General features: G+C 61.2%; 14 protein-coding genes and 1 tRNA gene. 13 read left to right on the top strand and 2 right to left on the bottom strand.

Annotated elements, in window-relative coordinates:
* Positions 1-13 precede the first annotated feature (13 nt).
* Both BM400_RS07020 and BM400_RS07015 read left to right on the top strand, forming a co-directional pair.
* Positions 14-676, top strand: a complete 663-nt coding sequence (locus BM400_RS07020; RefSeq protein ID WP_089837924.1) for an HD domain-containing protein — start codon at positions 14-16, stop codon at positions 674-676.
* 85 nt (positions 677-761) lie between these two features.
* Positions 762-1,475 (top strand): MBL fold metallo-hydrolase, encoded by a 714-nt coding sequence (locus tag BM400_RS07015; RefSeq protein WP_089837922.1) that lies wholly within the window; start codon positions 762-764, stop codon positions 1,473-1,475.
* A gap of 111 nt (positions 1,476-1,586) precedes the next feature.
* Here BM400_RS07015 and BM400_RS07010 read toward each other — a convergent pair whose 3' ends face one another.
* Positions 1,587-2,540, bottom strand: a complete 954-nt coding sequence (locus BM400_RS07010) for a TolC family protein (RefSeq protein WP_425432400.1) — start codon at positions 2,538-2,540, stop codon at positions 1,587-1,589.
* A 380-nt stretch (positions 2,541-2,920) separates the two neighbouring features.
* Between BM400_RS07010 and BM400_RS21965 the strand changes: the two genes are divergently transcribed.
* On the top strand, positions 2,921-3,340 hold the full coding sequence (locus BM400_RS21965; protein WP_089837917.1) for a hypothetical protein: 420 nt from the start codon (positions 2,921-2,923) through the stop codon (positions 3,338-3,340).
* A gap of 16 nt (positions 3,341-3,356) precedes the next feature.
* Here the strand turns inward: BM400_RS21965 and BM400_RS07000 are convergent.
* A tRNA-Ala gene (locus tag BM400_RS07000) sits at positions 3,357-3,432 on the bottom strand.
* Between the two features lie 245 nt (positions 3,433-3,677).
* On the opposite strand from BM400_RS07000, the gene BM400_RS06995 reads away from it, so the two are divergent.
* The 10 genes from BM400_RS06995 to BM400_RS06950 all read left to right on the top strand — a co-directional run bounded on the left by BM400_RS06995 (position 3,678) and on the right by BM400_RS06950 (position 13,711).
* Positions 3,678-4,337: a sigma-70 family RNA polymerase sigma factor gene (locus BM400_RS06995; protein ID WP_425432386.1), complete on the top strand. Its 660-nt coding sequence runs from the start codon at positions 3,678-3,680 to the stop codon at positions 4,335-4,337.
* Positions 4,334-5,047 (top strand): anti-sigma factor, encoded by a 714-nt coding sequence (locus tag BM400_RS06990; RefSeq protein ID WP_089837914.1) that lies wholly within the window; start codon positions 4,334-4,336, stop codon positions 5,045-5,047. The genes BM400_RS06995 and BM400_RS06990 overlap by 4 nt, the downstream gene beginning before the upstream one ends.
* Positions 5,048-5,091: 44 nt before the next feature.
* On the top strand, positions 5,092-6,867 hold the full coding sequence (locus tag BM400_RS06985; protein ID WP_089837912.1) for a hypothetical protein: 1,776 nt from the start codon (positions 5,092-5,094) through the stop codon (positions 6,865-6,867).
* 51 nt (positions 6,868-6,918) lie between these two features.
* Positions 6,919-7,794, top strand: a complete 876-nt coding sequence (locus BM400_RS06980; protein ID WP_175528902.1) for a TIGR03435 family protein — start codon at positions 6,919-6,921, stop codon at positions 7,792-7,794.
* Positions 7,795-7,805: 11 nt separating this feature from the next.
* Complete coding sequence (locus BM400_RS06975; protein WP_089837908.1) at positions 7,806-8,690, top strand: TIGR03435 family protein; 885 nt, start codon at positions 7,806-7,808, stop codon at positions 8,688-8,690.
* Between the two features lie 49 nt (positions 8,691-8,739).
* Positions 8,740-9,534 (top strand): ribonuclease III, encoded by a 795-nt coding sequence (gene rnc, locus BM400_RS06970; protein ID WP_089837906.1) that lies wholly within the window; start codon positions 8,740-8,742, stop codon positions 9,532-9,534.
* On the top strand, positions 9,531-10,322 hold the full coding sequence (lepB, locus tag BM400_RS06965; protein WP_089837905.1) for a signal peptidase I: 792 nt from the start codon (positions 9,531-9,533) through the stop codon (positions 10,320-10,322). The genes rnc and lepB (BM400_RS06965) overlap by 4 nt, the downstream gene beginning before the upstream one ends.
* Positions 10,323-10,351: 29 nt before the next feature.
* Positions 10,352-11,167 carry a signal peptidase I gene (lepB, locus tag BM400_RS06960; protein ID WP_089837903.1) on the top strand — a complete coding sequence of 272 codons (816 nt, stop codon included), beginning with the start codon at positions 10,352-10,354 and terminating at the stop codon, positions 11,165-11,167.
* Positions 11,168-11,228: 61 nt separating this feature from the next.
* Positions 11,229-12,050 (top strand): signal peptidase I, encoded by an 822-nt coding sequence (lepB, locus tag BM400_RS06955; protein ID WP_245781728.1) that lies wholly within the window; start codon positions 11,229-11,231, stop codon positions 12,048-12,050.
* A complete protein-coding gene (locus BM400_RS06950) occupies positions 12,050-13,711 on the top strand; it encodes a DUF748 domain-containing protein (protein WP_175528901.1) in 1,662 nt (553 codons plus the stop codon). The genes lepB (BM400_RS06955) and BM400_RS06950 overlap by 1 nt, the downstream gene beginning before the upstream one ends.
* Positions 13,712-13,801: the final 90 nt, after the last annotated feature.

Genomic DNA, 13,801 nt, shown 5'->3' with positions numbered 1-13,801 from the left:
CGGAGGATCTGTCATGTCGAACCCACACTCTCACGAAGTTCCGCTTCTCGAAGCGATTGCAATCCCCTCATCGAAACTCACGCAGGAGATTACCGAATTGATCCGTGACACGGAGACCGAGCTTCTCTTCAACCACTCCAGCCGCGTGTACGCGTTTGCGGCACTCGCCGGAATACGCCGAGGTTTGAAATTCGATCGGGAACTGCTTTACGCCGGCTGCATGTTTCATGATCTGGGCTTAGTACCGGCTTACAGCAGCGTATCTGATCGCTTCGAGGTCGACGGCGCAAACGCGGCCCGCTCCTTCCTCAAGGAGCGTGGTATCGGAGTTACGGACTTAGATCATGTCTGGACGTCGATCGCCCTTCATACCACTCCCGGCATTCCCCAGTACATGCATCCCTTGGTCGCTCTGGTCACAGCGGGAGTCGAGATGGACGTTCTGGGCATCGGGTATGAATCACTGGAAGACGCAGCGCGTGAGGCAGTCGTGCAGCAATTCCCGAGGACACCGCACTTCAAAGAGGACATTCTGCAAGCGTTCTATGACGGCATCAAACAGAAGCCGGACACGACGTTCGGCAATGTGAAGGCGGATGTGCTGGCGGATAAAGATCCGGCGTTCATCAGAGGGAACTTCTGCACGGTGATTCGTCAGTCCGGCTGGGTAGGTTAGCGGGATTGCATCCGGGGAGTATGGAAGACCACTGGATTTCACACACTCTCGCCCTGAAACGAAGTTCCTTGCCCCGGAGAAAAGCATGTCCCGAATCGTACGTGTCCCCATCCTGCCGCTCAAAATTGTCAATGCGCACCTCCTCATTGGCGACAAGGGATGCCTTCTCATCGACGCCGGCTTGCCAGGGTCCGCGGCAAAGGTGGAGAAGGTTCTGTCGAAGAATGGTCTGACGTTCGGAGACATCAAGGCAATCGTCATTACTCATGCCCATGTCGACCACGCCGGGGGCGCCGCGGAACTTCGCGAGAAGACGCGCGCTCCCATCATTGCGCATAAGGATGACCTCCCCTACTACAAGCGGGAGATACCGATGACGTTCTGTCCCACGGGAAAGGTAGGACGGTATTTCCTCAAGACCCCTCTGCCCCACCAGAGCTACACCGCCTTTGAGCCCGACGTCCTGCTCTCCAACGGTAACTCCTTCGACCTCGCGGAGTTCGGTATTCAAGGGACCGTACGGCACACCCCTGGACACACCAAAGGGTCCATTTCGGTTGAGCTTGGAAGCAAAGAAGCCTTGGTTGGCGATCTAGTGGCATCGGGCCTATTGATCGGTGGTGTGATGCGTCTCAACCGCGCCATCAGGCCTCCGTTCGAAGACAATCCAGAAGCTGTCCGCAGCGAATTGCTTCGTCTGGTCGACGCAGGCATTGATCGGTTCTACATGGGGCACGGGGGACCACTCGACGCTCATGAGGTGCGTCGTCACGCCAAAACTCTTGTTCGGATGCCCTGACCACGTCTTGGTTGCTTCGAATCAAGGTTCGCGAAACGGGAAAGCCGCGCTTGGGGAAACGGTTATGGGAAAGCCTTTCGCCTAGCAATTAGAAACTCCGAAGACTTGGTTCTAGCGCGGAGCCTTCCCCATGATCCTCATCAGGTCTGCTTGCGCAAGAGACACGCCAAGCGTCGCTTCCAAGAGGCCTGCCTTGGCAGCCGTTACCTTCGCATGCGCCTCCGCTTGGTTCGACTCCAGCGCCGCATCTTGCTCGATCCGACGGTCTGCCAATCGCGCACTCTCGCTTCGTACGTCCAGCGATTCCTTTGCAACGTCGAGCACACCATGCAGTTGTTCCACTCGGTCATACGATGATTCCACCGCGACCTCCACCTCGTGTTGAATCTTATCGAGGTTCACTTGTGCTTCGGCGAGAGCTGTGCGGGCGACCTTAGTTTCAGCGCTTCTGCGACCACCATCAAAGAGGTCGTAGGTGAGGCTGAACCCAAAACTTCCAAAGTTGTGGACGAGAAGCGGGACACCGCTCTGATAGCTGTAACGCGCGAGCCCTGTCACATCGGGGACATATGCGTCCCGTGCGGCTGCAAGTCCCGCCTTCGCCTTCGTCACGGCTTGTTGTGCTTCGAGAACCCAAGTGCTCTGCGCAAGAGCGGCCCGGACACACTCCTCACGCGTTGGAAGTGAGAGGATGGCCTCGGACGTGTCGGCACTTAGAACCAACTGTGTCGATAAGGGTAGACCGAGAGCATCGTCGAGCGCGAGCATCAGATCGTGTAGTTGGAGTTTCTGCGTAAGAACCTCCTGCTTGGCATCGAGCATCGGGGCGTGGCCTTCGAGAGCAGTCACCTCAAGCATCCGGCCATTCCCAACGCTCTCAGCATCTTCCTGGTATGTCATCTCACTGGCTTTCAGTTGTTGTTGCGCGGCCTCGAACTTCAGTTGGGCGATCAGCGAGTTGAAATAAAGCTGTCGTACCCGGAGGATCACGTCGTTCTCGGCTTGCGTCACATGGATCTTCGACACCGCGACGTCAGCGGCAGCAGCGCGGTTCGACTCGCGGATTCGTAAGATCTGCGTCAGAGGCTGAGCGAGCTGCGTTCCGCTCGTATACGACGTGTCCGAACCTTGCCCGATAAACAGAGTCTTCCCAGGGATCGCTCCTGAAACGGATAAGACCGTCCTGACCTGGGATCAACTCAGAAGCGCTCTGGCTTGTCTTGAACTGCGCGACCGGATCATTCTCGAACTCGACATGACGAATGCACTTCGACCCAGCGAGTTGTTTGGACTGAGATGGAAGTGCTTTGATCGGTCCGCACGCGCGATGTCTCTCGTAGAGACGACCTACGTGGGAGAGATTCGCGATTGGGGAAAGACGAAGGGGAGTCTCCGAACCATTCCCCTTTCGAGAGACCTAACCAAAGAGTTGTGCGCATGGGAACTTGCGTGTCCTGAATACATCCCCGGACGCGTTCATCTTTCCGAACGCCAAGGGAGGGCTTATCGACACGGGCAACTACCGGAAGCGAGTGCTCCACAACATAGCAACCACCACGGACGTTTACATGCAGGAGATTCCAGAGGGTGTGCAAGCGACGATCGATTCGATCCATCGCGAGCTCAGGAAAAGCTCTAAACCTGACAACACCCGATCAGGAAAGAAGGAGGTTTCACCCCGGCCCATCGGTAAAACGACGGGTTCCGGAGTTGGCAGAGCCGGAGTTTCGGAAGGCCAGAAATTGCAGGAGAGGAGGAGCGCAAGCGATTTCAAAACCCATTCGCAGAAAGGTTTTGAAAATTTGCTACCAAATGCTACCAAAGTGCTTCGGATAGGGGTTACCCCCACTATCGCAAACACTTGATTTGTAAGGGGTTGTTTGGTGGACCTGATCGGGATCGAACCGATGACCTCTTCCATGCCATGGAAGCGCGCTCCCAGCTGCGCCACAGGCCCACTCTTAGGAAGGACTTCACTTATTCTCTCGCCTTCGAGGCCAAACGTCAACCACGTCCCGGTTTCCCACACAATTCCCGTTCAAACGGGAACTAAATCTATAGGCTGCGGTGTCTAAGTCTCTAACGGGTGAGCGAGCACCCGGGGCCGCCGGCGGCGCAGTTTCTTCGCTCTGTTTTTAGCCAACAGTTGCAGCACACGCGGCGCACGACGTACTGTAAAGGACACCCGATATGCAGGCGGGCATGGCAGTGGGCAATCTAGCTAGCGCGATAGGAATCCGCACAGACGATGCCGCACTCGTCGCCGAGCTCAAAGCCGGCAACGAGCAGGCATTCTCTCTGCTCATCGCCCAGTATCACCAGCAGATCTACTCTCTGATCTCCCGCTCGCTGCAGAATCCGAACGACGCTGCCGATATTACGCAGGACGTGTTCATCAAGGTGTTCCGGTCCATCTCCAGCTTTCACGGAGACTCCAGCCTGCGCACGTGGCTTTACCGCATCGCCTTGCATGAAGCATCGAACCAGCGGCGCTGGTGGTCGCGGCATAAGAAGCAGGAGGTCACCATCGACTCCAGCACGGCCTCGGATGAAGACGGCTCGAGCCTCTGCCTCGCCGCCACGCTTACATGCCAGCGCGACTCCCCCTTCGATCATGCCGCTCAGTCCCAGCTTCGCGAGCGGGTGGAAGCTGCTCTGCGCGAACTCCCCGAAGCCTTCCGCACCGTGGTTGTGCTTCGCGAGATCGAAGGCTTCGCCTACGAGGAGATCGCCGAGATCCTCGATACGAACCTCGGCACCATCAAGTCCAGACTCACCCGCGGCCGCAGCGCCCTGCGCGCGATCCTCGCCGCCGACGGAAGTCTTCAGGCTGTGGCGAAAAACGGAGCGAGCGCACGATGAATCCGATCTGCGACAACATCCGGAGCTCCTTCTCGGACTATCTCGACGGGGCCGTGAATGGCCACGAGATGCAGGCCATCGCTGCGCACCTAGCCTCCTGCACGACGTGCACGGAGGAGTTCGAGGGCTGGAAAGCCATGCAGCAGACGCTCTCCGCGCTGCGCACCGCCAAGGCTCCTGGAGACCTTGGACTCAAGCTTCGGCTCGCCATCTCTCGCGAGAAGGCGGCTCGTCAGGCAAACTGGCGCGATTCGCTCTCACTGTTCTGGGATAACAAGTTGCAGCCGTTCGTGTTGCAGGCTGCCGGCGGCGTCGCGTGCGCGGTCGGGCTGGTGGCTACGATTACGTTCCTGCTGGGCGTAGTGCCTCCGCCCAACGCCGTGCTGGCGAACGATGAACCACTCGGTGCGCTCACCGCGCCGCATTATCTCTACACCGCGGTTGCGCCTCGACCGATCGTCATCGCGAGCCATGATCCGCGGGCGTCCGATTCCAGCTCCACGATCGTGGTCGAAGCTATGATCGACGACGCTGGACGGGTCTACGACTACACCGTAATTTCGGCTCCGGACGGCCCGGATGCCCCTTCGATTCAGGCCCAGGTCGTCGATCAGTTGCTTCTTTCGGTCTTCAAACCTGGCAGTGCATTCGGCATTCCGGTTAAGGGTCGCCTGCTGATGACCTTCTCGGCAGTTTCGATCCACGCCTAAACGACGCTTGCTCCCGTAAGATATTGGGGAGCGTCGATCATACTGTGTCCATCCTGAAATCCACTCCCGCCCGCCTTGTCCTCTGCGTCCTCCTCACCGCATCCGTTTTTGCCCAGGATCCGCAACAGACCGGCTCGTCCAGTTCGTCGACCAACAATGGCAACGCTACCGGGCAGATTCAGGAGAGTTCCTCCCGGGCCCGGATCGCGCGGGCCGACGCAAATGGTTCGGCCATTACGCTTGAGACGAGCGAACCACTTTTCGATCTTGCGGTCGCGCTGAACGCCTGCGGCTACGACAACGATCTCCAGAATTCGAGTCCTGTCCGCGCCGTCATCCGGCAGGAGGTCGACGATGAACTTGCCGGCTCCGGGCCGGCGCGTGAGTCGCGCGACGCAATTTGCCAGTTCATCCATCAGCACGAGTTGACTGACCACGCGCTTGGCCTTGCCCAGTACGTGTCCCTGGCGCTCTATACGCTGCCGCCACCCAGCCTGACGCCTTCGGTCGGGCTGACGGAGCTTCCGCCGGATTCCACCCAGGTCGTCGAGATCCTGCCCCTGCTCCGCACCTTCAACGAGCAACTCCACCTGCATGCGCTGTGGGTCCACCACCTGCCCGACTACCAGAAGCTGACGGACCGTATCCACGATCCGCTCACGAAGATGATCTTTCAGACGAACGTCTATCTGCGCCTGCCGGTTTCCAGCTATGACGGCCGCCGCTTCCTCGTCCTGGTCGAGCCCATGCTGGCTCCCGCAGCCACCAACGCGCGCATCTACGCCGACGATTACATCGCGGTCGGCAGCCCCAACACGGCGGGCACGATCCACATGGAGACCGTCCGGCACATCTACCTGCAGTACATGGTCGAGCCGCTGATCTATGCCCGCGCCGCTGCCATGGACCGCCTCCTGCCGCTGCTGAAGCCGGTGCGCGAGGCGCCGATCGACTTCATCTACCGCTCCGACATCACCGCTTACATCACCGAGTGCCTGATTCGCGGCATCGAAGCCCGGACGCTGGAGTTCGACTTCCCCAAGCCCGTTCGCCCGTCGAACCCCGAGCGCACCGTACAGATCAAGTACGACGCCGACCTGGGCCTCTACGAGCGCAAGGCCGAGGCCGTCCGCCGCGAGCGTGTGCTGCGCGACCAGCGCGAGGGATGGGCGCTGACTGGCTATTTCTACGAAGAGCTCATCAAGAGCGAGCATGGCTCCGCCAGCCTGAAGGAGAACATCGGCCAGATGGTCTACGGCATGGACGTGGACCGCGAGCGCAAACACGAGGAACAGATCGTCTTCCTGCCTCCCTCCGCGACCGGCACCATCCGCCGCGCCCCGGCCCCGCTGACGGGCATCCAACTCGCCGAGCTGAAGTTGATGAAGGGTTCCCTTGACGAGGCGGAAGAGATTGCGAATCAGGTACTTGCAGACCCTCATGGAGATCACGCCGAGGCCCACTACGTGCTTGGGCAGGTGAATCTGCTCGAAAACGTCCCGGACGATGCCATCACGGAACTCACGGAGGCGGTCAAGACCTCGCGCAACCCGCGCACCGTGGCCTGGTCGCACATCTACCTGGGTCGCCTGTACGACATTCACGCCGAGCGTCCCAAAGCTGTGAACGAGTACAAAATGGCCCTGAACATCCCCGGCACCACGCCCGACGCGAAAATGGCTGCTGAAAAAGGGCTGAAGACGCCCTTCACCACACCCAAACGCGATGCGAACCCGACTCCCGACAAGGACGATGACAACGAGCCGCTGGATCCCAGCGGCAAAGCCGCGAAGGCCGCCTACAAGCCTGATCAGCAATAAGTTGACGCAACCTTAAGCAGAATGCTACATAGGGTGCAGAGGGATCTTCCCATGCACCCTGTTTTTCGTGCCCTGGCCTCCGTTCTGCTTCTCTCCGCGGCATGCGCTGCGCAACATCCCTCCTTCGATGTGGCGTCCATCCGGCCCAGCCCTCCGGGCACACGGAACAAGGGCATGGAGCTGCTGAGTCCCTTCACCGGCGGAGCGCCCAAGGGTGGCCTCTTCTCGGCCAACGCGCCGCTGTCGGTGTACATCATCTTCGCGTACCACATCACCGATTCCAGCCAGTACCGTCCGCTGTTCGCGAGCCTCCCAGCCTGGGCGCAGTCCGGCACCTACGATATCGAAGCCCGCATCGATGGCACGCCGGATACAGACCAGGTGCGCGCCATGGTCCGCTCCCTGCTGGAAGAACGCTTCAAGCTCGCGACCCATCTCGATACGCGCCCGCAACCGGTCTACGCGCTGGTCTTCGATAAACCCGGCCACCCCGGTCCGCAACTGCATCCTCACCCTGTCAGTTCGGCCTGTACCGAACGGCCTGTCGGGACGTCGCCCGCGGCGATCCCCACCAGCGCGCCGGCAGCGACCTGCGGCACCGCTCTCTACCAGCACGACGGGCGCCTCCACGTGCGGATGATCGACGAAAGCATCGAGCAGGCGGCGATCTCCATCGGCGGTGCAGCCGGGTTTATGGGCGGCATGGAGAGCCGCTCGGTCGTGAACCAGACCGGCCTTACCGGTCAGTTCGACCTCGATATCGAGTTTGCTCCCGAGACCCCGGCCGGCCCCGGCGCGCCCGTCGAAAGCACAGGTCCTACCTTCGAAGACGCGCTCAAGAGTCAACTCGGCCTGAAGCTCGTCAAACAGACGGGCACGGTCAGCACGCTGGTCGTCGATCACATTGAAAAGCCTTCAGAGAACTAAAGGAAGCCACGATGATGCAGCGCCTTGCCACGCTCGCCCTGCTTTTCCCGCTTGCCGCTGTGACCCAGGGGCCTGCCCACCGGCCTGAGTTCGACGTGGCCTCCGTGCGGCAGAGCGCGCCGGACGCTCCCACAAAGGGCTTCGGGCTGCTCAATCCGTTTCTCGATCTGGCGCCAAAGACCGGCCTCTTCTCCGCCAATCTGCGACTCTCCGACTACATCAGCTTTGCCTATAAGATCAACGATCCCAGCCAGTTACGCCCGCTCTTCGAGCAGATGCCCGGCTGGACCCGTACTGAGTTGTATGACATCGAGGCCCGCTCCGACGGCGCCACTACCCGCGACCAGCTTCGCCTCATGCTCCGAACGCTACTCGAGGATCGCTTCAAACTGAAGCTCCACACCGAGGAACACCAGCAGCCGGTGTACGATCTCGTCCTCGAGAAGGCGGGTAAGACCGGGCCCCAGCTCCGGCCCCACCCAGCCGACAAACCCTGCACCGAGCGCCCCGCAGGCGTCGGTGGAGGCATAACGAACGCAGAGCCACCCACCTTCTGTGGCGTCGATGTCTACCGCAACGAGGGCCGGTTCCACGTGCGGATGATCGACGGTTCGCTCGAAGAGGCGGCGCTGGCCCTGAGCGGCATCGCCAGCTTTATGGGGGGCCTCGAAAGCCACCCTGTCCAGGACCATACCGGCCTGACCGGTCACTACGACATGGACCTCGAATTCCTCGGGCAGCGCCCGCCCGACGCGCCGCCACCGACGGACGCCGATCCGACCGGACCTCCATTTTCCGACGCACTGAAGGTACAACTCGGCCTCAAACTCACGAAGCAATCCGGCACCGTGCAGACCTTCATCGTCGATCACGTGGAGAGGCCATCGGCAAACTGACCTGTTCCCCACATCTTCGCCCTCCAAAACGGGTAAAGTAGAACCCACGATGACCCGACGTCCTACGAAGCGTGCAGCCGAAAAAATAGAGGCTCCCACCAGCCTTCTCGGCCACACCTTCTCCTCTCCAGAGCTGCTGAGCCGGGCCCTGACGCACCGCTCCCTCTCCTCGGAGACCGCCCCGGAGTCGCTCTCAGACCCCACCGCCGATAACGAGCAACTCGAGTTCCTGGGCGACGCGGTGCTTGGCATGGTCGTCGCCGAGACCCTGCTGGCGCTTTTTCCGGGCTCCCGGGAGGGCGAACTGACGAGGATGAGAGCGTCGATCGTCAGCCGGAAACACTTGGGTGGGGTAGCTGCCCAGATTGGACTGGGGCCCCTGCTGCGGCTCGGCCGGGGCGAAGACCTGAGTGGTGGCCGCCAGAAACCAGCCATTCTGGCCGATGCTGTCGAAGCTGTAATCGCCGCGCTCTACCTCGACGGGGGACTTGAGCCCGCCCGGAGCTTTATCCGCAAATACGTCATCGAGCCTTCACTTCCCGCGCTGAAGGCTGCGCTCGACCCGGAAAATACGTTTTCGGGGGCGGTCGGCGACCACAAATCGGCGCTGCAGGAGTATCTGCAGGCGACCGGCCAGGGGCAGCCGCGTTATGTGCTGACCGCGCAGACCGGGCCGGACCACCAGAAGCGTTTTCGGGTGGAGGTGCGCATCCTCGCACCGCTGCCTGACGAGCCCGACCGCACCGTAGCGCTGGCCGAAGCCGAGGGGCAGACAAAGAAGCAGGCGCAGCAGTCCGCCGCACACCTGGCCCTGAAGTATCTGACCAAGGCAGGGCGGGCATGAGCGAATCCCCGGCCGACGCCCCAAAACCCGCCACAGCCGCGGAGATCGAGACCTCTGCTCCGCCGCTGGTTCCGGCTCACCACCATTTGCTGACCTCGCTGCAATCGATGCTGAATCTGACGGTGGTGGCGCTGTTCTTTATCACGTTTTCGTTCCAGCCGTTTCGCATCCCGTCGGCCTCCATGGAGCCTACGCTGCTCGTCGGGGATTTCCTGCTGGTCGACAAGCAGATCACGCACGATCCGCCGTTGCTGCCGCCGTCGAGCCTGCATCGGGGTGATGTCATCGTCTTTCACGACCCGATCGATCACACGCAGCACCTGGTGAAGCGCATTATCGGCGTACCCGGCGACCGTCTTCGCCTGCGGAGTGGGCGTGTGGTCCTCAACGGCCAGACGCTTGACGAGCCCTATGCGGTCTATCGCGGTGCAAGCCACAACCAGTATCGGGACAACTTTCCCAACGCCCAGACGCCGGACTCGGATGTGGATGCTAACTGGTGGATTCGGCTGCGGACGCTGGTGAATCATGGCGATCTGGTCGTACCACCCGACAGCTTCTTTGTGCTGGGGGACAATCGCAACGACTCGCTGGACAGCCGGTTCTGGGGTTTTGTGCCGCGATCTGCGGTGGTGGGACGGCCCTTTCTGATTTACCTGTCGCTGCGCATCCGCGATAACGATCCTTCGAGCGAGGCGAGCCCCACGTTTGCACCGGTCCAGCCTCGGACTACGCCGGGATTGTTGAACTTCGCGCGCTGGAATCGGACGCTTACGGTCGTCCACTAAGATTGGAACCACCACGGAGTACGAATATTATGTCCACGGAAGATCCAAGACCCACCGAGAAAGCGCAGCAGGAGCCCGAGGTCCGGAGCGAGACGCCTCTGGAGTCGCTCGCCTCCATTGCCAGCGTGCTCGCCATCGGCCTCTTCGTCATGGCCTTTATCTTCCAGAACTTCGAGATTCCGTCGGGTTCGATGGAGAAGACGCTTCTGGTCGGCGATCACGTTCTGGTCAATCGCACCGGCTTTCCCCCGCCGACAAAGTGGGCATTCTTCATGCCATACCGCGAGGTCCACCGCGGCGACGTGATCGTCTTCTTCAAGCCGAACCCTGTGCCGCCCGATCCCCCCGAGCTCTTCCTCGTCAAGCGTGCCATCGGACTTCCCGGCGATCGCATTCATCTCCGCAACGGCATCCTGTACCTGAACGGCGTCGCGCAGAACGAGCCCTTCGCCGCCAAACCAGGCGATACGAACGACCCCAACGATGCCTACACCCCCTATCGCGACGACTTTCCCTCCGTGCCCGCCAGCCAGGGCTACAACCTCACCGCCGAGTGGGCCGAAGACATGCCCTCCCACATCGTCGGCGAGGATCTCGTTGTGCCGCCGGGTAAGGTCTTCGCCATGGGCGACCACCGCACCCAGTCGCTCGACGCCCGTTTCTGGGGATTCGTCCCTCGCGAAAACATCGTAGGCACGCCGTTGTTCGTCTACTGGTCGTTCCGGACACCCCCCGAGCAGGCCGAAAAGCAAGGCGTCGGAGAGCGCATCGGCTTCATGTTCCACGTCATGCTGCACATCTTCGATGGAACCCGCTGGACCAGAACGCTCCACCGGATCACGTAGGCGCATCTACTCCGCGAGGCACCCACAAGGTACACTGACACAACAACCAACGGAGAGCGCCTTGGCCAGCCAGACGAACACAGCGACAGAAGAAATCGAACCGACTGCAGAAACGCCCCAGAAGAAAGACGAGACCGAGACCCCTCTCGAATCGCTTGCTTCGATCTCCAGCGTGCTCGCCGTCGGGCTGTTTGTGATGGCTTTTATCTTTCAGAACTTCGAGATTCCCTCCGCTTCCATGGTGAAGACGCTGCTCATCGGCGACCATGTGCTGGTCGATCGTGTGTCGTTCGCGCCGCCGACGAAGTGGGCTTTCTTTATGCATTACCGGGATATTCAGCGGGGCGATGTCATTGTTTTTCTGAAGCCGAATCCTGAGACGCCGGACCTCTTTCTGGTGAAGCGGGCCATCGGTCTGCCGGGAGACAGGATTCACCTGCGCAATGGCGTGTTGTTTCTGAATGGCGTGGCGCAGAACGAGCCGTTTGCCGCCAAGCCGGGGCAGACGGGCGATCCGAACGACGCGTACAACCCGTATCGCGATGACTTCCCTTCCGTTCCGCCCAGCCAGGGGTATGACATTACGGCGCAGTGGGCTGAGGATATGCCGACGCACATCGTGGGCGACGACCTTGTCGTGCCGCCCGGGAAGGTGTTCGCCATGGGCGACAACCGGACGGAATCGCTCGATGGGCGGTTCTGGGGGTTTGTGCCGCGGGAGAACATCGTCGGCAGGCCGCTTTTCGTGTACTGGTCGTTCCAGACGCCGGCTGACCAGATCGACAAGCAGGGCATGGGCGACCGTGTGGCGTTCATGTTCCACGTCGTCATTCACATCTTCGACGGAACACGCTGGAGCCGGACCCTCCACCTGATCAAATAGTGCCCGAACCGACCCAACTCGACCAGCCGACCCTCGCCCCGCGCACGCCCTTCTACCGGCGGCTCTGGGTGGTGCTCGGCGTGCTGGTGGCGCTTCTGCTGCTGGTGCTGATTCCGCCCTACGTGAACGTGAACCGCTACCAGAAGCGGATTACGACGAGCATCTCCGAGAGCCTGGGGCGGCCGGTGCATCTGGACAACGTGACGCTGAATCTTCTGCCTTTGCCGGGACTTACGCTGGATAACTTCGTCGTGAGCGAGGACCCGGCGTTTGGCAATGAGCCGACCATCCGGGCGAATTCGGTTCACGCCACGCTGCGGATTTCGAGCCTCTGGCGGCGGCGTGTGGAGTTCTCCACGATCTCGCTGACGGAACCGTCGATCAACCTGGTACACACGGCGCAGGGCGCGTGGAACGTCGACTCGATTCTGCTGCAGGCCGCGCATATCGAGGCGGCGCCGACCGCGCAGCCCAAGGCCGGACCACAGCCTCGATTCCCTTACATTGAAGCGACCGGAGCCCGGCTGAACCTGAAGCTGGACCAGTTGAAGAGCCCGTTTTCGCTGACCGATTCCGACTTTTCGCTGTGGCTGCCGGATCCGGGGACCTGGCACTTCCGGATTACGGCGCATCCTACGCGTACGGACCTCCCGGTGGGGTATGCAGGTGTGCTGCACCTGGATGGGACGTTGGGGCGCTCGACGAGGATCGACCAGATTCCAATCGACCTGCACGGCGAGTGGAAGGCTGCTCCGCTGGGCGAGGTGAGCCGCATCGTGCTGGGACGGGATGCGGACTGGCGGGGCGAGATGACGCTTTCGGCCTCCGCGCTGGGAACCATTGGAACCAACGAGATACATACCCGTTTGCATGTCGAGGACGCGCACCGCTCGGACTTCGTTCCGACGCATCCGCTGGCGATGACCACGGAGTGCACGGCGACGATCGCAAGCTCCTTCCACGCCATTACGACGGCGCAATGCGCGATTCCGAATGGCGGCAGTGCTCCGTACCTGACGGTCTCAGGATCGCTGCCCGACGTGCGGCAGCCGGGAAATGCGACGGTGAGCGTTGAGCTGCCTGCAACACCGGCGCGGGACCTGACCGGCATGCTGCAGACGCTGAGCCAGCGCATTCCCGAGCAACTGACGCTGGGTGGAAGCGTCAGCGGCAAGCTGATGTGGCAGCCGGGGACCAAGGATACTCCGGCGATTACGGGGGCCTTCACCTGGAAGGCAGGGACGATTCAGACGTCACCCGATGATAAGTCCCCTGTTTTGTTGGGCGATCTGACCGTGCAGCCTGCGGATGAGCCTGCCCCGGTGAAGGGACGGCATTCTGCTGCGGCGGGTTCGCCTTCCACGCTGTTGCTGCTGCCTACGACCATCACGCTTGGCGGGCGGGAGCCGGCGGTTGTGGAGGGACGTTTCGACCCTGCGGGGACGAGCTTCCATCTGACGGGGAACGCCACGGTACAGCGGATGGCGGCTCTTTCGGCGGCTCTGCCGCAGTTTGGGGATGGGCTGAACGACGTGCTTCCGGCGAGCGCGGCACCAACGACTCCGATCCATCTGGACATCACTTCGAGCCGTCCGTGGGGCGCTGCGCAGACGTGGCAGGCGGCTGCTGAGCGGACCATTCCGAAGCGTCGCCGGCGCTAAGAGGTCGGACCTCCGGGCTAAAAAAGGGTTCAACATTGGTATGGTTTGTGCCGAATCTTGTTGCTTCTTGTAAGTATGGTTTTCTACGCG

Source organism: Granulicella pectinivorans (genome assembly GCF_900114625.1).
Classification (GTDB): Bacteria; Acidobacteriota; Terriglobia; order Terriglobales; family Acidobacteriaceae; genus Edaphobacter; species Edaphobacter pectinivorans.
The sequence above is the reverse complement of the archived record's forward strand: the minus strand, read 5'-3'. Positions and strand labels throughout refer to the sequence as shown.